The organism is Curtobacterium sp. MCSS17_008, from assembly GCF_003234185.1.
Taxonomy (GTDB): domain Bacteria; phylum Actinomycetota; class Actinomycetes; order Actinomycetales; family Microbacteriaceae; genus Curtobacterium.
In genome coordinates, this window is the sequence record NZ_QKSM01000001.1 from 284,384 (window position 1) to 303,287 (window position 18,904).

17 protein-coding genes are annotated in these 18,904 nt (G+C 70.0%); 11 read left to right on the forward strand and 6 right to left on the reverse strand.

Features of this window, described 5'->3' with window-relative positions; translation table 11 throughout:
* Positions 1–5: 5 nt before the first annotated feature.
* The 7 genes from ruvA to DEJ23_RS01360 all read left to right on the forward strand — a co-directional run bounded on the left by ruvA (position 6) and on the right by DEJ23_RS01360 (position 7,847).
* Complete coding sequence (ruvA, locus tag DEJ23_RS01330; RefSeq protein ID WP_111238465.1) at positions 6–626, forward strand: Holliday junction branch migration protein RuvA; 621 nt, start codon at positions 6–8, stop codon at positions 624–626.
* Positions 623–1,651: a Holliday junction branch migration DNA helicase RuvB gene (gene ruvB, locus DEJ23_RS01335; RefSeq protein ID WP_111238466.1), complete on the forward strand. Its 1,029-nt coding sequence runs from the start codon at positions 623–625 to the stop codon at positions 1,649–1,651. Before ruvA ends, ruvB begins: the two co-directional genes overlap by 4 nt.
* Positions 1,652–1,823: 172 nt before the next feature.
* Positions 1,824–2,237 carry a preprotein translocase subunit YajC gene (gene yajC / locus DEJ23_RS01340; protein WP_111238467.1) on the forward strand — a complete coding sequence of 138 codons (414 nt, stop codon included), beginning with the start codon at positions 1,824–1,826 and terminating at the stop codon, positions 2,235–2,237.
* Positions 2,238–2,329: 92 nt separating this feature from the next.
* Complete coding sequence (gene secD, locus DEJ23_RS01345; RefSeq protein WP_111238468.1) at positions 2,330–4,081, forward strand: protein translocase subunit SecD; 1,752 nt, start codon at positions 2,330–2,332, stop codon at positions 4,079–4,081.
* Positions 4,081–5,085: a protein translocase subunit SecF gene (gene secF, locus DEJ23_RS01350; RefSeq protein ID WP_111238469.1), complete on the forward strand. Its 1,005-nt coding sequence runs from the start codon at positions 4,081–4,083 to the stop codon at positions 5,083–5,085. The genes secD and secF overlap by 1 nt, the downstream gene beginning before the upstream one ends.
* A complete protein-coding gene (locus DEJ23_RS01355; RefSeq protein ID WP_111238470.1) occupies positions 5,085–5,450 on the forward strand; it encodes a rhodanese-like domain-containing protein in 366 nt (121 codons plus the stop codon). Before secF ends, DEJ23_RS01355 begins: the two co-directional genes overlap by 1 nt.
* A gap of 57 nt (positions 5,451–5,507) precedes the next feature.
* Entirely contained in the window at positions 5,508–7,847 is a 2,340-nt protein-coding gene (locus tag DEJ23_RS01360; RefSeq protein WP_258375200.1) for a bifunctional (p)ppGpp synthetase/guanosine-3',5'-bis(diphosphate) 3'-pyrophosphohydrolase, read from the forward strand.
* Between the two features lie 27 nt (positions 7,848–7,874).
* Here the strand turns inward: DEJ23_RS01360 and DEJ23_RS01365 are convergent, their stop codons facing one another.
* The 3 genes from DEJ23_RS01365 to deoC form a co-directional block, all read right to left on the reverse strand.
* Positions 7,875–8,414, reverse strand: coding sequence for a type IV toxin-antitoxin system AbiEi family antitoxin (locus DEJ23_RS01365; protein ID WP_181429060.1), 540 nt, complete (start codon positions 8,412–8,414; stop codon positions 7,875–7,877).
* 78 nt (positions 8,415–8,492) lie between these two features.
* Complete coding sequence (locus DEJ23_RS01370; RefSeq protein ID WP_111238472.1) at positions 8,493–9,452, reverse strand: ROK family protein; 960 nt, start codon at positions 9,450–9,452, stop codon at positions 8,493–8,495.
* Between the two features lie 107 nt (positions 9,453–9,559).
* On the reverse strand, positions 9,560–10,321 hold the full coding sequence (gene deoC, locus DEJ23_RS01375; RefSeq protein ID WP_375342252.1) for a deoxyribose-phosphate aldolase: 762 nt from the start codon (positions 10,319–10,321) through the stop codon (positions 9,560–9,562).
* Between the two features lie 42 nt (positions 10,322–10,363).
* Between deoC and DEJ23_RS01380 the strand changes: the two genes are divergently transcribed.
* From DEJ23_RS01380 to DEJ23_RS01395, 4 genes are all read left to right on the forward strand, one after another.
* Entirely contained in the window at positions 10,364–11,896 is a 1,533-nt protein-coding gene (locus tag DEJ23_RS01380) for an SDR family oxidoreductase (protein WP_111238473.1), read from the forward strand.
* A complete protein-coding gene (locus DEJ23_RS01385; protein WP_111238474.1) occupies positions 11,893–12,477 on the forward strand; it encodes a GDSL-type esterase/lipase family protein in 585 nt (194 codons plus the stop codon). The genes DEJ23_RS01380 and DEJ23_RS01385 overlap by 4 nt, the downstream gene beginning before the upstream one ends.
* Positions 12,477–12,929, forward strand: a complete 453-nt coding sequence (locus tag DEJ23_RS01390) for a DUF6804 family protein (protein ID WP_258375201.1) — start codon at positions 12,477–12,479, stop codon at positions 12,927–12,929. Before DEJ23_RS01385 ends, DEJ23_RS01390 begins: the two co-directional genes overlap by 1 nt.
* Before the next feature lie 146 nt (positions 12,930–13,075).
* Positions 13,076–14,629, forward strand: a complete 1,554-nt coding sequence (locus DEJ23_RS01395) for a stealth conserved region 3 domain-containing protein (RefSeq protein WP_111238475.1) — start codon at positions 13,076–13,078, stop codon at positions 14,627–14,629.
* Positions 14,630–14,970: 341 nt separating this feature from the next.
* Here the strand turns inward: DEJ23_RS01395 and DEJ23_RS01400 are convergent, their stop codons facing one another.
* The 3 genes from DEJ23_RS01400 to DEJ23_RS01410 all read right to left on the reverse strand — a co-directional run bounded on the left by DEJ23_RS01400 (position 14,971) and on the right by DEJ23_RS01410 (position 18,876).
* Positions 14,971–15,930, reverse strand: a complete 960-nt coding sequence (locus DEJ23_RS01400) for a phosphodiesterase (protein WP_111238476.1) — start codon at positions 15,928–15,930, stop codon at positions 14,971–14,973.
* A 184-nt stretch (positions 15,931–16,114) separates the two neighbouring features.
* Entirely contained in the window at positions 16,115–17,809 is a 1,695-nt protein-coding gene (locus DEJ23_RS01405; RefSeq protein WP_111238477.1) for a ubiquinol-cytochrome c reductase cytochrome b subunit, read from the reverse strand.
* Positions 17,809–18,876: a ubiquinol-cytochrome c reductase iron-sulfur subunit gene (locus DEJ23_RS01410; RefSeq protein ID WP_111238478.1), complete on the reverse strand. Its 1,068-nt coding sequence runs from the start codon at positions 18,874–18,876 to the stop codon at positions 17,809–17,811. The genes DEJ23_RS01405 and DEJ23_RS01410 overlap by 1 nt, the downstream gene beginning before the upstream one ends.
* Between the last annotated feature and the right edge of the window lie 28 nt (positions 18,877–18,904).

The following is an 18,904-nucleotide window of genomic DNA, read 5'->3' on the forward strand; positions in this document are numbered from 1 at the left end:
TGAGCATGATCGCGAGTCTCCGGGGCACCTGCATCGACGTCGCCGGATCGGCCGTCGTGGTCGAGGTCGGGGGAGTGGGCTACGCCGTGACGGTCACGCCCGCACACGCGCTGACGATGCGTCACGGGGCCGAGGTGTTCCTGCGGACGGCGATGATCGTGCGCGAGGACGAGCACCTGCTCTTCGGGTTCGAGTCGAACGAGGCGCTGCAGGTGTTCGACCTGCTCCGCAGCGTGTCCGGGGTCGGCCCGAAGTCCGCGCTCGGCGTGTTGGCGCACATGGACCCGGCGCAGATCGCGAACGCCGTCGCGAGCGAGGACGACGCGGCCTTCCGCAAGGTGTCGGGGATCGGCCCGAAGACGGCGAAGCTCATCACCGTCGCGCTGTCGGGCAAGCTGGTCGCGTTCGAGCAGGCCCCGACGGGTGTCGCGAGTGGCACCGCTGCCACGCACCCGGCCGCCGTCGACGTCGTCTCGGCGCTGGTCGGGCTCGGCTGGCGGGAGGACGCGGCTCAGTCCGCCGTCGACGCCGTCGTCGCGGACGACCCGGCCGCTGCGGCCATGGGCACGCAGGCGCTGCTCCGTGCCGCGCTCGGCACGCTGCGTCCCGCGGGGGCCGGCCGGTGAGCGGCATCACCTCCGCCGGCGCCGAGTCACAGGAGGAGCTCGCGTTCGAGGGTGCCCTGCGGCCGAAGTCGCTCGACGAGTTCGTCGGGCAGCGCAAGGTGCGCGGTCAGCTCGACCTGCTCCTCAAGGCCGCGGCGCTGCAGGAGCGGACGCCCGACCACATCCTGATGGCCGGCCCGCCCGGACTCGGCAAGACGACCCTCGCGATGATCGTCGCGCACGAGTCGGGCCGACCGCTGCGCATGTCGAGCGGCCCGGCGATCCAGCACGCCGGCGACCTCGCGGCGGTGCTCTCGTCCCTCGTGCCGGGCGAGGTCCTGTTCATCGACGAGATCCACCGCATGGCGCGTTCGGCGGAGGAGATGCTCTACCTCGCCATGGAGGACTTCCGCATCGACGTCATGGTCGGCAAGGGCGCCGGCGCGACGAGCATCCCGCTCGACCTCGCGCCGTTCACCCTGGTCGGGGCGACCACCCGCGCCGGACTCCTGCCCAACCCCCTGCGCGACCGCTTCGGGTTCACGGCCCACCTCGAGTTCTACGAGAAGGACGAGCTCGAGCAGGTCCTCATCCGTGCGGCCCACCTGCTCGAGCTGTCGATCGACCGCTCGGCACTCCGGGAGATCGCCGGGCGTTCCCGGGGCACCCCGCGGATCGCGAACCGCCTGTTGCGACGAGTGCGGGACTACGCCCTCGTGCACCGCACCACGGACGGCATGACCGCGGTGCAGGGCGCTCTCGACCTGTACGACGTCGACGAGCTCGGACTCGACCGGCTCGACCGCGCCGTCGTCGAGACGATGCTGACGCGGTTCGACGGCGGGCCGGTCGGTCTGAACACCCTCGCGGTGTCCGTCGGCGAGGAGTCCGAGACCATCGAGTCGGTCGTCGAGCCGTTCCTCGTGCGCGTCGGACTCGTCACCCGCACGCCCCGCGGCCGGATCACGACCCCGCAGGCCTGGCGACACTTCGGGCTGACGCCGGGGGAGGGCACCGGCGCTCAACCCGGTCTGTTCGACGATTGAACTCGTATGCAGTATTCTGACCCGCCAGGGCTGCGGAGCCACTGACGCGTCGCTCGGGCACACTCAGGCAGCTGCCCGGACCCGGACACACCCGTGCCCTAGACTGCTACGGCCCGAAGCCGAGCAACGACCGCTCCGGCTGGATCCGAGCAACCAGAGAAGGCAACGCCCCATGGACCAATCACTCTTCCTCATCGTCATCATCGTCGCGTTCGCCGCCTTCATGTTCTACAGCAGCCGCAAGCGCAAGAAGCAGCAGGAGCAGCTGCAGACGAAGATGGTCCCGGGCGCCCGCGTCATGCTCTCGTTCGGGCTGTACGGCACCCTGCTCTCCGTCGACGACGAGAAGGTCACCGCCGACGTCGAGATCGCCCCGGGCACCGTAGTCACCGTGCACCGCCAGACGCTCTCGCGCGTGGTCGACGACAACGCGTCCGACGTCGAGACCACCGTCGTGGCCGACGACGCCGCCGCGGAGAAGCCCGTCCTCGACCTCGGAGCGGACGACCGTCGCACGGACCCGGAGTTCGGTGAGCGCATCGAGCCCACCGAGTCCGACGCCGCGAAGCGCAAGACCGAAGACTGACGCCCCCGGCCGCCGGGTCAGGGGACCCGGCGGCCACACCTCCGCCGCCGGCCGCGTAGCCGTCGGTGCCGAACAGAAAGACGAGACGACCGGTGGCACGATCGACACCCGTCAAGAAGGCGCTGCGCTCGCTCACCTGGTTGGTGATCATCATGGCGGCCCTGGCCGGCCTGAACACCGCTGCGTCGGTGCTCGCGGCCAACAGCAAGGACGACGGCGACGCGTGGTTCGCCGGCGCGAGCTGGGTACCCGAGCTGGCGCTCGACCTGCAGGGCGGTACGCAGCTGACCCTGGCGGCGCAGAACACCGAGGGCGGCTCCGTCACCTCGCAGCAGCTCGACCAGGCGGTGAACATCATCCGCCAGCGCATCAACGCCACGGGCGTCTCCGAATCGCAGATCAACACCCAGGGCACGAACAACATCGTCGTGTCCATCCCGGGCAAGCCGGACCAGGCGACGATCGACCGGATCGAGGCAGCGGCGAAGCTGACCTTCCGCCCGGTGCTCTACACCGAGGCCGCGACGAACTCCGCGGTCGGCGGCTCCGGTTCGGCCTCCGCGTCGCCGACGCCGTACTCGCCGCCGGCATCCCTCGAGGCCACGCCCAGTTCGGAGCCGACGAACGGCAGCGACCTCGCGCAGGTGACCCCCGCGCTGCAGGACCTGTACGACAACTACGACTGCGCGGCCCCCGGCGACGTGACCGCCGCTCCGGACGACGAGCCGCTCGTCACCTGTGACCAGGACGGCGCCGCGAAGTACATCCTCGGTCCGGTCGAGGTCTCCGGTGACGGCATCAGCAACGCGACGTCCGGTCTCGCCACCGACTCGCAGGGTGCGACGACCGGCCAGTGGGCCGTCAACCTCACCTTCAGGGGCGCGAGCGCGGACGACTTCCGCGACGTCACGAGCCGCCTGGTCAAGCTCCAGCCGCCGCAGAACCAGTTCGCGATCGTCCTCGACGGCACGGTCATCACGGCACCCGCGTCGAACGCCGCGATCACGAACGGCAAGGCGCAGATCACCGGCAACTTCACCGCCGAGTCGTCGAAGACCCTCGCGGACCAGCTGAAGTACGGTGCGCTGCCGATCAACTTCCAGGTGCAGTCGAACGAGAACATCTCCGCGACGCTGGGCACCGCGCAACTCGTGGGCGGCCTGGTCGCCGGCCTGATCGGCCTCATCCTGGTGGTCGTCTACTCGGTGATCCAGTACCGGGCGCTGGCATTCGTCACCGTGCTCTCGCTCGGCGTCGCAGCGGCGCTCACCTACCTCGTCATCGCGATCATGTCGTGGCGCGTCGACTACCGCCTGTCGCTCGCGGGTGTGGCCGGCCTCATCGTCGCGATCGGGATCACGGCGGACTCCTTCATCGTGTACTTCGAGCGCATCCGCGACGAGCTCCGTGACGGACGCGGGCTCGAGAGTGCGGTGGAGTCCGGCTGGAAGCGCGCGCTCCGCACGATCCTGGCGTCCGACTCGATCAACTTCCTCGCCGCGGTGGTCCTGTACATCCTCGCCGTCAGCGACGTGAAGGGGTTCGCGTTCACGCTGCTCCTCACGACCCTGATCGACGTCGTCGTGGTCGTGCTCTTCACGCACCCGATGATGCAGCTCATCGCCCGCAGCCGCTTCTTCGGTGAGGGGCACCGGTTCAGTGGACTCGACCCATCCGCGCTCGGCGCGGTCTACCGCGGCCGCGCGCAGTTCCGCGCTCCGGTGGTGGACGGCAAGCGCCAGCGCAGTGCGGGCGAGGCCCAGCGCCGCCAGACGATCGCAGAGCGGAAGGCCCAGCAGGTCTCCGGCGAGAACGGCTCCACGCCGGACGGGAAGGACGACTGATGGCCAGCTTCAGCCAGTTCGGGAGTGACCTCTACACGGGGAAGCGTTCGTACGACATCGTCGGGCGCCGCAAGACCTGGTACCTCATCGCGCTGATCGCGATCGTCGTGTCGCTCGCGGTGCCGTGGCTCCGCGGCGGCTACCACCTCGGCATCGAGTTCACCGGCGGCTCCGAGTTCACCATCTCGGACGCGAAGGACCTCGACCAGTCGATCGCGACCCGCACCGTCGAGTCGATCGTCCCCGAGGGCATCCCGCGCGTCTCGCAGGTCGGGCAGGACGGCATCCGCGTCCAGACCGAGCAGCTCACCGACCGCGAGACCACCGAGGTGCAGGACGCGCTGGCCGAGGCCTACGGCGTGTCCGAGGACCAGGTCGCCTCGACGTACATCGGTGCCACGTGGGGTGCCGACGTCCTCGCGCAGGCGATCCGTGGCCTGATCATCTTCCTCGCCCTCGCCGCGGTCGTCATGGCCGTGTACTTCCGCACCTGGAAGATGTCGGTGTCCGCCATGGTGGCGCTGCTGCACGACCTGCTCATCACCGCGGGTGTCTACGGCATTGTCGGTCTCGAGGTCACGCCCGCCGCGGTCATCGGCTTCCTGACGATCCTCGGCTACTCGCTCTACGACACCGTGGTGGTCTTCGACAAGGTGCGCGAGAACACCTCGCAGGAGTCGCACCGTACCTTCGTGCAATCGGTCAACCTCGCCGTGAACCAGACCCTCGTCCGTTCGATCAACACCTCGGTGGTGGCGCTGCTGCCGGTCGCGGCGATCCTGTTCATCGGGTCGTACGTGCTCGGTGCCGGCACCCTGCGGGACATCTCGCTGGCGCTGTTCATCGGCATCATCGTCGGCACGTACTCCACGATCTTCATCGCCTCGCCGATGTACGCGCACCTGCGGGAGAACGAACCGAAGGTCAAGGAGTCCGACGCCAAGAAGACCCGCGCCGCCGAGAAGCGCCAGCGCGAGGTCGACGCCGCGGCCGAGGTCGCCTGATGGCGGTCGAGGTGCACGACGTCGACGTGGCCGAGGCCCGTCGTCGCCTCGACGGCGGCGCCCGCCTGTTCGACGTGCGGGAGCAGGGGGAGTGGGACGAGGTGCACGCGCCCGAGGCGACCCTCGTGCCGATGTCCGAACTCGTCGCCCGGTGGCAGGAGATCGACGGCGGCGACCAGCCCGCGATCGTCGTCTGCCACTCCGGTGCGCGGTCGGCCCGGGTGGTCGCTGCCCTCGAGCAGTCCGGCGTCCCCGCGGTGAACCTCACCGGCGGGATGGTCGCCTGGGAGCAGGCCGGTCAGCCCGTCGTGCGTGCCGGGGAGCAGGGCGGCGACGCCCAGGGCGAACCGCGTCACGAGCACTGACCGGACACGCGTAGGCTTGCCAGACCGTACCCGGACACCGGTCGCAGGAGGCGCATCATGACGGACACCCGTGAGTCCTCGCCCCAGGGCGCCCCGGCGCCCGGCGCGACCCGTCCCGGTTCCGCACCACGGCCCTCCAGCCCGCTGAACGCGACGACCACCGGCAATCTGGGATCCCTGCGCTCACTGCTCCCGCGTCTCTTCTCGCGTGCGCAGCCAGCCGGAGCCGTCGACACGCTCATCCGTACGGTGCGCTCGCACCACCCGAAGGCGGACGTCACGCTGATCGAGCGCGCGTACTCGGTGGCCGAGCGCGCGCACGACGGGCAGAAGCGGAAGTCCGGCGAACCGTACATCACGCACCCCGTCGCGGTCGCGCAGATCCTGGCCGACCTCGGCATCGGCACCATCACGATCGCCGCGGCCCTGCTGCACGACACCGTCGAGGACACCGACTACCAGCTCGACGAGCTCCGCGCCGACTTCGGCGACGAGATCGCGATGCTCGTCGACGGCGTCACGAAGCTCGACAAGGTCAAGTACGGCGACAGCGCGCAGGCCGAGACCGTCCGCAAGATGGTCATCGCGATGTCGAAGGACATCCGCGTCCTCGTCATCAAGCTGGCCGACCGCCTGCACAACGCCCGCACCTGGGGCTTCGTCGAGTCTGCCTCCGCCACGCGCAAGGCCAAGGAGACCCTCGAGATCTACGCGCCGCTGGCGCACCGGCTCGGCATCCAGATGATCAAGCTCGAGCTCGAGGACCTGTCGTTCGCGGTCCTGCACCCGAAGCTCTACGTCGAGATCGACAGCCTGGTCAAGGAGCGTCAGCCGAAGCGCGAGCAGTTCGTGCAGAACGTCATCGGGACGCTCAAGAAGGACCTGAAGTCGTCCAAGATCCGTGGCGAGGTCATGGGTCGGCCGAAGCAGTACTACTCGATCTACCAGAAGATGATCGTTCGAGGGCGTGAGTTCGACGAGATCTACGACCTGGTCGGCATCCGGGTGCTCGTGCCCACCGTGCGTGACTGCTACGCCATGCTCGGGTCCGTCCACGCGCGGTGGACACCGCTGCCCGGGCGCTTCAAGGACTACATCGCGACGCCGAAGTTCAACCTGTACCAGTCGCTGCACACCACCGTGCTCGGGCCCCAGGGCCGTGCCGTCGAGATCCAGATCCGCACGCACGAGATGCACCAGCGCGCCGAGTTCGGTGTCGCGGCCCACTGGAAGTACAAGCAGCGCGCGCAGGGCCGTGACGTCGACAGCTCGTCGACGAGCGACCAGGACATGGCGTGGCTCGCCCACATCACCGACTGGCAGGCCGAGACCAGCGATCCGGGGGAGTTCCTCGACTCGCTCCGCTACGAGATCGGTGCGAAGGAGACCTACGTCTTCACCCCGCAGGGCAAGGTCATCGGCCTGCCCGCCGGCGCCACCCCGGTGGACTTCGCGTACGCGGTGCACACCGAGATCGGGCACCGGACGATGGGTGCGAAGGTGAACGGTCGGCTCGTGCCGCTCGAGAGCGCCCTGTCCAGCGGCGACGTCGTCGAGATCTTCACCTCGAAGAACCCCGACTCCGGCCCGAGCCAGGACTGGCTGACGTTCGTGCGGAGCCCCCGTGCCCGCAACAAGATCAAGCAGTGGTTCACCAAGGAGCGCCGCGAAGAGGCGATCGAGCAGGGCCGTGACGCGATCGCCCGGGCGATGCGCAAGCAGAACCTGCCGCTGCAGCGGATCATGAGCCAGGACTCGATCGCCGAGGTCGCCTCCTCGATGCGCTACGACGACGTCTCCGCCCTGTACGCGGCGGTCGGCGAGGGCCACGTGTCCACCCAGTCCGTGATCGAGAAGGTCCTCGGCAACGTCCAGGCCGAGACCGAGACGGACGAGCCGGAGCTCGCCTTCCCCCGCCAGGTGACGAGCCGCCAGCTGCGCAACAGCGACAGCGGCGTGCTCGTCCGCGGAGCGCCCGACATCCTGGTGAAGCTCGCGAAGTGCTGCACCCCGGTGCCCGGCGACCAGATCGTGGGCTTCATCACCCGCGGTCAGGGCGTGTCGGTGCACCAGGCGTCGTGCACAAACGTGAAGTCGCTGATGAACGAGCCCGACCGGATGATCGAGGTCGAGTGGGCCCCGTCGTCGAAGTCGGTGTTCCTGGTGCAGATCCAGATCGAGGCGCTCGACCGCTCCGGCCTGCTGAGCGACGTGACCCGGGTGCTCACCGACCACCACGTGAACATCCTGTCGGCGACGGTGTCGACGTCGTCGGACCGCCTGGCACTGAGCCGCTTCGTGTTCGAGATGGGCGACACGACCCACCTCGACCGCGTCCTCAACGCGGTGCGTCGGATCGACGCCGTGTACGACGTCTACCGCGTCAGCGCCGGCTGAACGGGCGGATCCGCGGGTGGCGCTTGGTCAGGCCGTCGCCCGCTGGAGTCGTCGCGCCGCCTGACGTGCCATGGGTATCGTCCCGAGGGCGTCGACACGTCGCCGGAGGTCCTGCTCGGCGACGGCACCGATCGCGAGCAGACCGCGGAGGGCGTCCAGGGCGCCCGTGTCGAACGCACCGGGAGCCCGCAGCAGGTCGACCGCGGTGCGCAGCGGTGTCGTGACCCTGATCCCGTGGAGCAGCACGACGTCGTGCGGGTCGAGTCGCACCTCGCGCAGCCGGACGTCCGCGTCGACACGGACACGGACGTTGGGCGGGATGCTCACCTCGTCGGCGGCGGGCGGACGCGAGGTCGCGCCCCAGATCCACGCCGCAGACCGTCCGCTGGCGACCAGCCGCGGGTCGGAGAGCCGCCAGGCGTGCGCGGCGGCTCGGAGCGCGGGGACCTGCGGCTCGGCCGGGGACGCCCAGCAGCGCCCGACGGGAACGAGCTCCCCGGCCAGCACCGCGGCACGCAGTTCCGCTTCCGGCCAGTCGTCGCTCGTCAGCAGGCGGGGCGTCGGCACCCGCTCATCCTGCCCGACGAGGGCGGCGCCCACGTCGGCCCTGTGGACAGCAGGTCGGTGGCGCCTGGTCGCCGCGGGTCAGCGCAGGACCTCGGCGCGGTGCACGAGCGCCGCGGCGCCGATGAGCGGGCCGTCCTGCGACAACCCGGTCGGCACGATCCGCACCTTCGTCACGAAGCCGAACTCGACGCGCTCGGCGACAGCCTCGCGGGCGAACTCGAACAGGTCCGGCGTGACGTGCGAGAACCCACCGCCGATGGCCACGACCTCGAGGTCGACCAGGCTCGTGGCTGCCGCGATGGCCTGGCCGAGCGCCCGGCCGCTGCGGCGCACGGCGGCCACGGCGACGTCGTCGCCCGCGGCGTAGGCGGCCGAGAGCTCCTCGCCCGTCGTGCCGGCGAAGCCCTGACGCTGTGCCCACGCGACGGTCTTCGGTCCGCTCGCGATCGCCTCGAGGCAGCCGGTCCCTCCGCAGGCACAGGGGTCGTCGAAGCCACCACACTCGACGTGACCGATGTGTCCGGCGTTGCCGGTCGGTCCACTCACCGTCCGCCCGTGCAGGATGAGTCCGCCACCGACGCCGGTGGAGACGATCATGCCCATCACGTGGTCGGAGCCCTGGGCCGCGCCGACCCAGTGCTCGGCGAGGGTGATCGCGAGACCGTCCATGCGGAGGGTCACCGGCACCCCGTCCGGTACGAGGGCGGCGACCCGGTCGCGGAGCGGGTACCCGCGCCAGACGGGCATGTTCAGCGGGGAGACGAGTCCGTGCTCCTCGTCCACCGGCCCGGCGGCACCCACGCCGACGCCGACCAGGGTCGCGTCGGCGGGCAGGGCCGCGAGCGTCGCGGTGACGACCTCGTCGACGGCTGCCTGCAGCTCGTCCGAGGAACGCTGCGGTCCGGTGGGGCTGCGGTGCCGACTGCCCGGCACGACGACGCCCTGGTCGGTGACGAGGGCCGCTTCGACCTTGGTCCCGCCGAGGTCGACGGCCAGTGCGAGCGCGGGGGAGGTGGACAGGGCTGCGGTGCTGGACATGCGCGCTCCGATGCGGCGGTCTGGAGGCCCGTCACGACCCACCGACGCGTCCTCGCGACGGTGCGTGCCGGCCCCGGCGTTGTGGGGAGGTGTCGGTTCGGGGTGGGTCAGTACGAGGTGGTGTCGTCGCCGAGGGCGGACGCGGCGCCCGTCGCTGCGCGGTGCTCGAGCTCGTCGAGGATGCGTGCCGAGGCGCTCGTGCCGATGCGGTCGGCGCCGGCCTCGACCATCTCGAGCAGCGTGTCGAGCCCACGGACGCCACCGGACGCCTTCACCCCGGTGTCCGGTCCGACCGTCTCACGCATGAGTCGGATGTGCTCGACGGTCGCGCCGCCGCCGGCGAACCCGGTGGAGGTCTTCACGAACGCGGCTCCGGCGCGCTGGGCGGCACGGGAGGCGGCGACGACCTCGTCGTCGGTGAGGAAGGCGGTCTCGAGGATGACCTTGACCACCGTGTCGCCCGCTGCGTCGACGACCGCGCGGACGTCCTGCTCGACGCGCTCCCAGTCGCCCGACTTCGCGGCCCCGACGTTCTGAACCATGTCGAGCTCGAAGGCGCCGTCGGCCAGGGCCTGCAGCGACTCGGCGACCTTGGCGGCCGTCGTGGTGGTGCCGTGCGGGAACCCGATGACGGTGCCGACGCCGACCCCGGTGCCCTGCAGGCGCTCGACGGCGTGCTGGACGTCGCTCGGACGGACGCAGACGCTGAAGACGCGGTACGCGGCGGCCTCGTTCAGCTGGGCGTCGACGTCGGCGCGCGTCAGCTCGGGCTTGAGGATCGCGTGGTCGATGAGGGCCCGCACGGCGTCGGCACCCAGCAGGGGCTGACGGAGGTCGTTCTGGTCGGCGGGGATCGCTGCGTTGTCCACCCCGCAAGCCTACCCGGAGGCGACGCGCGTACCGTGCCCTGCATGCAGGTCCTCGTCACCGGTGCCACCGGGTACATCGGCGGACGTCTCGTCCCCCGCCTCCTCGAGGCCGGACACGACGTCCGGGTCTTCGTCCGTACGCCCCGCAAGCTGCAGGACGTCCCGTGGCACGACGACGTCGAGGTGGCCGAGGGCGACCTGCAGGACGCCGGTGCCGTACGGTCCGCCGTCCAGGGCGTCGAGGCCGTCTACTACCTCGCGCACGCCATGGGAGCCGACGGCGACTTCGAGCGAGCCGAGCGCGACGCCGTCGAGACCGTGGCACGTGCAGCCCGCGACGCGGGCGTGCGCCGCTTCGTCTACCTGGGCGGGCTGCACCCGGACGGGGAACTGTCGCGGCACCTCCGCAGTCGCAAGGAGGTCGGCGACGTGCTGCTGGCGTCCGGCGTCCCGACCATCGCCTACCAGGCGGGCGTCGTCATCGGGTCCGGGAGCACGTCGTTCGAGATGATCCGGCACGTGACGGACGTCCTGCCGTGGATGCCCGCTCCGCGGTGGGTCCGCAACCGCATCCAGCCGATCGCCGTCCGCGACGTCCTCTACTACCTGGTCGAGGCGCTCGAGATCCCCGCGGACGTGAACCGGACGTTCGACATCGGCGGACCGGACGTCCTCAAGTACGGGCAGATGCTCAACGGCTACGCCGTCGAGGCGAAGCTGCCGCAGCGGCGCTTCACCGTGCTCCCCGTGTTGACCCCCGGGCTCTCCGCGCACTGGTTCAACCTGGTGACGCCGATCCCGCGCAAGCTCGCGACGCCGATCATCGAGTCGCTCCAGTTCGAGTGCGTGCAGCGCGAGCACGACATCGACGAGTACGTGCCTCGCCCCGAGGGCGGACTCACCCCGTACCGTCGCGCGGTCCGGCTCGCCCTGACGAAGATGCGCAAGGGCGAGGTCGAGACGAGCTGGCGGAGCGCCACGATCTCGTCGACGCCAGCAGACCCCTTGCCGAGCGACCCGGAGTGGGCGGGCCACACCGTCTACGTCGACGACCGCAAGCGGCACTCGTCCGCCAGCGCGGACGACGTCTGGCGCGTCGTCGAGTCGATCGGCGGCGAGAACGGCTGGTACTCGTTCCCCCTGGCATGGGTGGCGCGCGGCTGGCTGGACAAGCTCGCCGGCGGCGTGGGGCTCAACCGTGGACGACGGGACCCGCACCGGCTCGAACAGGGCGACGCGCTGGACTGGTGGCGTGTGGAACAGCTGGAGCGCGGGCGCTACCTCCGGCTCCGCGCCGAGTTCAAGTCCCCTGGACGCGCCTGGCTCGAGATGCGCGTGACCCCGAGCGAGGACGGCGGCAGCGACTACCACCAGCGCGCGATCTACTTCCCGCAGGGGCTGTCCGGGCGCCTGTACTGGTACGGCATCCTGCCCTTCCACGGGGTCATCTTCCCCGGCATGGTGGAGCGGATCACCGCCGCTGCCGAGCGCGAGTCGCAGCACACCGAGTCGACGGGTCGGAACTGGACCCAGCAGAATGGCAAGACGGAACCGGCACACGAGGAGGCAGCATGAGCACGGAACACCCCAGCGTCCTGTTCCTGGGCGACAGCATCACCGAGCAGGGTTCCTGGGACCAGTGGCTCCCGGGGGAGCGCACGAGCAACCAGGGCGTCGGCGGCGACACCACCGACGGAGTGCTCGCGCGGCTCGACGCCGTCATCGCCGCACAGCCCGAGGTGATCGTGCTGCTCATCGGCACGAACGACTTCGGCAACCACCGCTCGAGCGTCGAGCACGTGGTCCGCGGCGTGGAGTCGATCCTCGTCACACTGCGCCGTGAGCTCCCGGGCGTGCGGCTCCTGCTGGTGTCGATCCTCCCGCGCCAGTCCGACTGGTGCGCCAAGATCGAGGAGGCGAACCGGCACCTCCGCCAGTTCGTCGCGACCTGTCACGCCCAGTACCTCGACCTCTGGCCGGCACTCGCAGAGGACGACCACCTGGCCGAGCGGTTCACCGAGGACGGGCTGCACCTCAACGACGAGGGCTACCGCGCCGTCGTGGACGAGCTGATCCCGGCACTCGAGCGGGTGCGCGGGCTCCCGCCGATGTCCCGTCCCATCCAGGCGATCGACCTCGAGGAGGCCGGCGCCTGATGGCGCGGAAGGGCCGGCCCCCGGCGGGGTCGTCGCTGCACGGCGTCCCGTCGCGCACGGCCGACCCGCAGTCGGCGGGGCAGGTCCGCCCGGGCCCGCCACCGGGATCGACCCCGCCCTTCACCCGGCCCGCACTCGCGCCGTCGCTCCTGGCGGCCGTGGTGCTGCTCGCGTGCACGGCCATCGTCGACGCCCCGGCGTTCGTCTTCGCCCGCTGGGGCGTCACCGTCCTCGCACTCATCGTCCTGGTCTTCGCGGTGCGCGGGCGGACCTGGTGGGCGGCGGTCCTCACCGCGGCGATCGCGGTCTGCTGGAACCCGGTCGTCGTCGTGCCGATCCCCGGCGAGGTGTGGGCGGCGCTGCAGGTCCTGGCGGCCGCGCTGTTCGTCGTCGTCGGCCTCGTCGTGAAGGTGCCGCGCGAGACCGACGCAGGCCGCGCCTCCCGTCCCTAGCGGCAGCGCCGCCCGAAGGCAGCAGCCGCTCAGCCGGCGACGGCAGCCGCACCGGGAGGAGCGCGGGCGCGCGGACCGAGCTTCCCCGCGGACGGTAGGATCGGACCGTCGGGCACGCGGCCCGACCACACACCCGAAGGGCATGGATGAGCCACGAGACCGAGCCGGCGACCGAGAGTCCTCTGCTGAACCCTCGACCGTCCTCCGGCGGTCTCGACCGTCCTGACGTCGTCGTCCGCAAGGGACGTCTGACCCTGGTCAACGGGCACCTCACGCCCCAGCAGTCGATGATCGAGGACCTGTTGTTCCTCGACGACGCCCTCACCGCCGGTGACGTCGACCACCTGCTCATCCGCGGCAACGACCGTCGACCGGTCATCGCCGTCGACGAGCGCGACCGACAGCGAGCCGAGAGTGCGATCATGGCTGCCGCGGCCAACGAACCGTTCTACGCGAAGCCGCCGGGCGAGCCAGCCGTGCTCGTCATCGACGACGGGCTCGGATCGGTGGACGAGCCGGTGCTCCGTGTGTTCCGTCCTCGGCTCGAACCCCTCGGGCGGCTCCGCTACGGCGCGGAGACGAGCGTGCAGCTCGAGTTCTGGCGTGTCACCGACACCGAGGTGCTGGCTCCCGTCGAGAACGCCCTGATGCGACGCAGCTTGCCGATCGACGAGTTCGTCCTCGTCGACATCGAGCGGTACGGCCGCACCTGGCGCACGGTCGAGCACATGTTCGACGACCACGTCTCCGACATCCGCTTCCCGATCGACATCGTGTTCTCGTGGGTCGACGGCAACGCGATCGAGTACCAGCGTGCCCGGCAGGCGGCGCAGGCGAACGCCGTGCTGGGGGAGGGCGACGACGCCCCCGCGCGCTTCCGGCAGATCGACGAGCTCAAGTACGCCCTCCGCTCCGTGCACACCTTCGCGCCGTGGATCCGCCGGATCTACATCGCCACCGACTCCCCGGCGCCGGCGTGGCTCGCCGACCACCCGAAGGTGCGGATCGTCCGGAGCGAGGAATTCTTCGCGGACCCCTCGGTCCTGCCGACCCACAACTCCCAGGCCGTCGAGTCGCAGCTGCACCACATCCCGGGCATCAGTGAGCACTTCATCTACTCGAACGACGACATGTTCTTCGGCCGCATGGTCGAGCCGTCGGTCTTCTTCAGCCCCGGCTCGGTGACCAAGTTCATCCTCGCGACGACCCGCATCGGACTCGGCTCGAACAACCCGGCGCGCAGCGGTTTCGAGAACTCCGCACGCGTCAACCGGCGGCTGCTGCAGCAGCGGTTCGGCGCCGTCACCACTCGCCACCTCGAGCACGCGCCGACGCCGCTGCGCGCGTCGATCATGACCGAGATGGAGCACGAGTTCGCCCCCGAGTTCCAGGCCACGGCGGCGTCGCGCTTCCGTGCGGCGGACAACATCTCGGTGACGAACTCGCTGTACCACTACTACGCGCTCCTCACTGGCCGGGCGATCGTGCAGGAGAACGCTCCCGTCAGGTACATCGACACGACGATGCAGTCCGGGTTGAAGGCGCTCGACGAGCTGCTCAAGAAGCGGAACGTCGACTTCTTCTGCCTCAACGACGGCAGCTTCCCCGAGGTGTCCGACGAGGAGCGCACCCAGCGCGTGACGGACTTCCTCGAGAAGTACTTCCCGTTCCCGGCGCCGTGGGAGAAGCCGACCGACTGAGGGGCGGTGCCGTCGGGCCGGGGCTTCCCGGCGCGATCGGCCTCGGGACCTGCCTCGCCGCCGCCGCCGCCGGTCGGCCCTGGTCGCAGGACACGCCGTTGCACGACGCCCTGGTCGCAGGACACGCCGTCGCACGACGCCCTGGTCGCAGGACACCGTTGCACGACGTCCTGGTCGCAGAACACGCTGCTCACCTTCGTCACTGGCGGCGGGTCGTGCGACCGGAACGACCGCACCCGGCGAGTCGTGCGACCGGAACGACCGCAGGAGGCGCATGGAGCCACGCCGGGACCGCCGGGCGGAGCGGTGCGCGCCGCGCCTCCGGCGTCAGGGATCCGGCGTCAGCGACGGACGGGCGACGTGGGCACGGTGTCGAGGGTGAACACCGGGATGCTCGCGGTCACCGGGGCCGGCTCCACCGCCGGTGCGATCGTGACGCCGGCCGCACTGAGACGAGCCTCGGTCTGCTCGGACGACACCGGCTCGCCGACCGTGGAGTAGTGACCGGCCGGCACGACCGAGTGCACGACGTTGTTGCCGTACACGTGCACGAGGTTGAACGACTGCGCTCCGTCCTGCCCGCGGGTCCCGCCCTGGTACTCGGTCAAGTCCTGTGTGTAGCACGTCGCACTGGCGACGGACACCGGGACCCCGGCGAAGACCGCGCTCGTCGAGTAGTGCAGGTGACCGGCGATGATCGAGATGACGTCGGAGCCCTCGACGACCTCGGCCAGGGCGGCCTGGTCACGGAGTTCGACGAGCACCGCCAGGTCCTGGACGCTCGGCACGGGCGGGTGGTGCATCGCGAGGATGGTCCCGTGCGGTGCGGCTTCCGAGAGGACCTCGGCGAGCCAGTCGAGCTGCGCGGGGGAGACCTCGCCGTGGTGTGCACCGGGGACGCTCGTGTCGAGGGTGATGACGCGCAGACCGTTGACGTCGTACACGAAGTCGACGGGCCGGTCCGTGGGTTGCAGGCCGAAGAGCTCCTGGCGGAACGCGCCGCGCTCATCGTGGTTGCCCATTGCCCAGATGACCTGCGCGCCGATGCGGCGTGCAGCGGGCTCGACGATGTCGCGGACACGGACGTAGGCACCGGCCTCACCCTTGTCGGCCACGTCGCCGGTCACGACGATGGCCTCCGGGCGGGAGGCGGAAGCCTCGATGTCGGCGATGATCGCCGAGAGGCGGGCCGCTGAGTCGACGTCACCGTAGAGCGCGCCGTCCCCCGCCACGAGGTGGGTGTCGCTGAGGTGGAGGAGGAAGTGGTTCGGCCTAGGGTGTTCGGCCGTCCGGCTGTCCATCGGGTCTCTCGTTCCGTTGGCGGATGCGTGGTGCAACACGTTGCCACACCGTCCTGGACGAGTCCAGCACGCGACCCTGAACGTCGTGTGAACCGGAAGAGGTCTCCGAGCGAACCGTGCACGACGAGAACGCCCCCGACCACGATGTGGTCGGGGGCGTTCGTTCCCAGCGCTGCGCGGCTCGCTAGTGGTTGCCGGCTCCGAGCGCGGGGGCCTGGGCCTGGTGGTCACCCTCCAGCTCCGGACCGTGGTGCGCGGCGTGCGCAGCCTCGAGCTCGGCCTTCGTGACCGGCGCGATGCGGTCCTCGAAGAAGAAGCGGGAGAGGTTCGCACGGACCTTCTGCACCCCGGTGATCCGGCCCTTGGCGTCCGGACGGATCATGAGCGGCTTGTACTCGTTGAACTGCAGGAGCTTCCAGCGCTCGTACTCGTCGAGCTGCTCGTGCACCTCGATGTACTCGCCGTGGGGGAGGCGGACGATGCGACCCGACTCGTAGCCGTGCAGCACGATCTCGCGGTCCTTCTTCTGCAGTGCGAGGCAGACGCGCTTCGTGATCCAGAAGGCGACGAAGGGTCCGAGGACCGTCGTTGCCTGGATCACGTGGATCACGTGCTCGATCGACACCATGAAGTGCGTGGCGATGATGTCCGACGAGGCGGCGAACATCAGGCTCAGGTAGAGCACGATGCCGGCTGCGCCGATGGCCGTCCGGGTCGGGGCGTTGCGCGGGCGGTCGGCCAGGTGGTGCTCACGCTTGTCCCCGGTCACCCACGCTTCGAGGAACGGGTACATGAGGATCGCGACGATGAGGCCCACCAGGACCGCGATCGGCACGAGGATGTTGAACGACACCGTGTAGCCGAACCACACGACCTCCCAGTGCGGCGGCACCAGACGGAGCGCGCCGTCGGCGAAGCCGATGTACCAGTCGGGCTGGGTACCGGCGGACACCGGGGACGGGTCGTACGGGCCGTAGTTCCAGATCGGGTTGATCGTGAACAGCGACGCGATGAGGGCCAGGATGCCCGCGACGATGAAGAAGAAGCCACCGGCCTTCGCGGCGAACGCCGGGAGGATCGGGACACCGACGACGTTCTCGTTCGTCTTGCCCGGGCCCGCGAACTGCGTGTGCTTGTTGATGACGACGAGCACGAGGTGGACGCCGAGCACCGCGACGAGGATCGCCGGCAGCAGCAGGATGTGCAGCGTGTAGAGGCGGCCGACGATGTCGGTGCCCGGGAACTCGCCGCCGAACAGCAGGTAGGCGATCCAGACGCCGATCACCGGGACGCCCTCGATCATGCCGACGATGATGCGGAGACCGTTGCCGGAGAGCAGGTCGTCGGGGAGCGAGTAGCCGGTGAAGCCCTCCGCCATGGCGAGGACCCAGAGCAGGAAGCCGAAGACCCAGTTGAGCTCACGCGGCTTGCGGAACGCGCCGGTGAAGAAGACGCGTGCCATGTGCAGCATCACCGAGGCGACGAACAGCAGGGCCGCCCAGTGGTGGATCTGACGGACGAACAGACCACCGCGGATGTCGAACGAGATGTTCAGCGTGGACTGCAGCGCCGTCGACATCTCGACGCCCTTGAGCGGCACGTAGGAGCCGTTGTAGACGACCTCGGTCATCGACGCCTGGAAGAAGAACGTCAGGAACGTCCCCGAGAGCAGCACGACGACGAAGCTGTACAGCGCCACCTCGCCGAGCATGAAGCTCCAGTGGTCGGGGAAGATCTTGCGCCCGACCTCCTTCACGAGACCCGAGATGCTGGTGCGCTCGTCGATGTAGTTGGCAGTGGCCCCGATGAGGCGGGACCCGCGCGCCGGCGCCGGCTTGGTGGCCGACGCGGGTGCGCTCGTGGTGGTGGTGCTGGTCATCAGCGTTCACGCTCCCAGAAGGACGGTCCGACCGGCTCGTGGAAGTCGCTCTGGGCGATTAGGTAGCCGTCGTCGTCGATCGCGATCGGAAGTTGGGGGAGGGGACGTGCAGCCGGGCCGAAGATGACCTCGCAGTTGTTCGAGACGTCGAACGTCGACTGGTGGCACGGGCACAGCAGGTGGTGCGTCTGCTGCTCGTAGAGCGCGACCGGGCACCCGACGTGGGTGCAGATCTTGGAGTAGGCGACGATGCCGTCGTAGCCCCAGTCCTCCTGCCCCTTGGCGGGGTTGAGGTCCTTCGGGTCGAGGCGCATGAGGAGGACGGAGGCCTTGGCCTTCTCCTCGAGCATGTGCTCGGACTCGAGCATGCCCTCCGGGATGACGTGGAAGACGGAGCCGATGGTGACGTCCGACGCCTTGATCGGCAGGCCCGTCGGGTCCTTCGTCAGGCGCAGCCCGGACTTCCAGAAGGTGTGGCGGAGCAGCTCGTTCGGGTCCTCTGCCGGAGCGAGGTCACGGACGAGGACGATCCCGGGCAGCGGGAAGGCTGCCAGTGCGCCGATCATCGAGTTGCGGATCAGCTTGCGACGGCTGAAGCCGGACTCCTTGTCCGCGAGCTGGAAGGCCTCGACCGCCTTGGCGCGGGTCGCGTCGGTGCCGCGGGTGCTGTGACGCATCTCCGTGATCTCGCGGTCGACCACGAGCGACTTCGACCAGTACACGGCACCGAGGCCGAGCGCGGTCAGTGCCAGGGCGATCGCCAGACCGAGCCACAGGTTGCCGGACCGGACGGTACCGAAGTCCTCCGGGTCGATCGGGAAGGCGATGTACGCCGCGATCGCCAGGACGCTGCCCACGATGGACAGGTAGAAGAACGTCGCGACCTGACGTTCTGCGAGGCGCTGCTTCTTCGGGTCGACATCGGTGCGTCGCGCGCGGTGCGGCGGCTCACCGGGGTTCTCGAACGGGTCCGCGGGGACGACCGCGGTACCGGCCGACGTGCTGGTCGTGCCGTGCTTCTCGACAGCCGAGGACGAGTTCAGTGCCTCGTCGTCGTGCTCTGCCATGGTGTTCCCTTCAGTGTCGTTCGACACG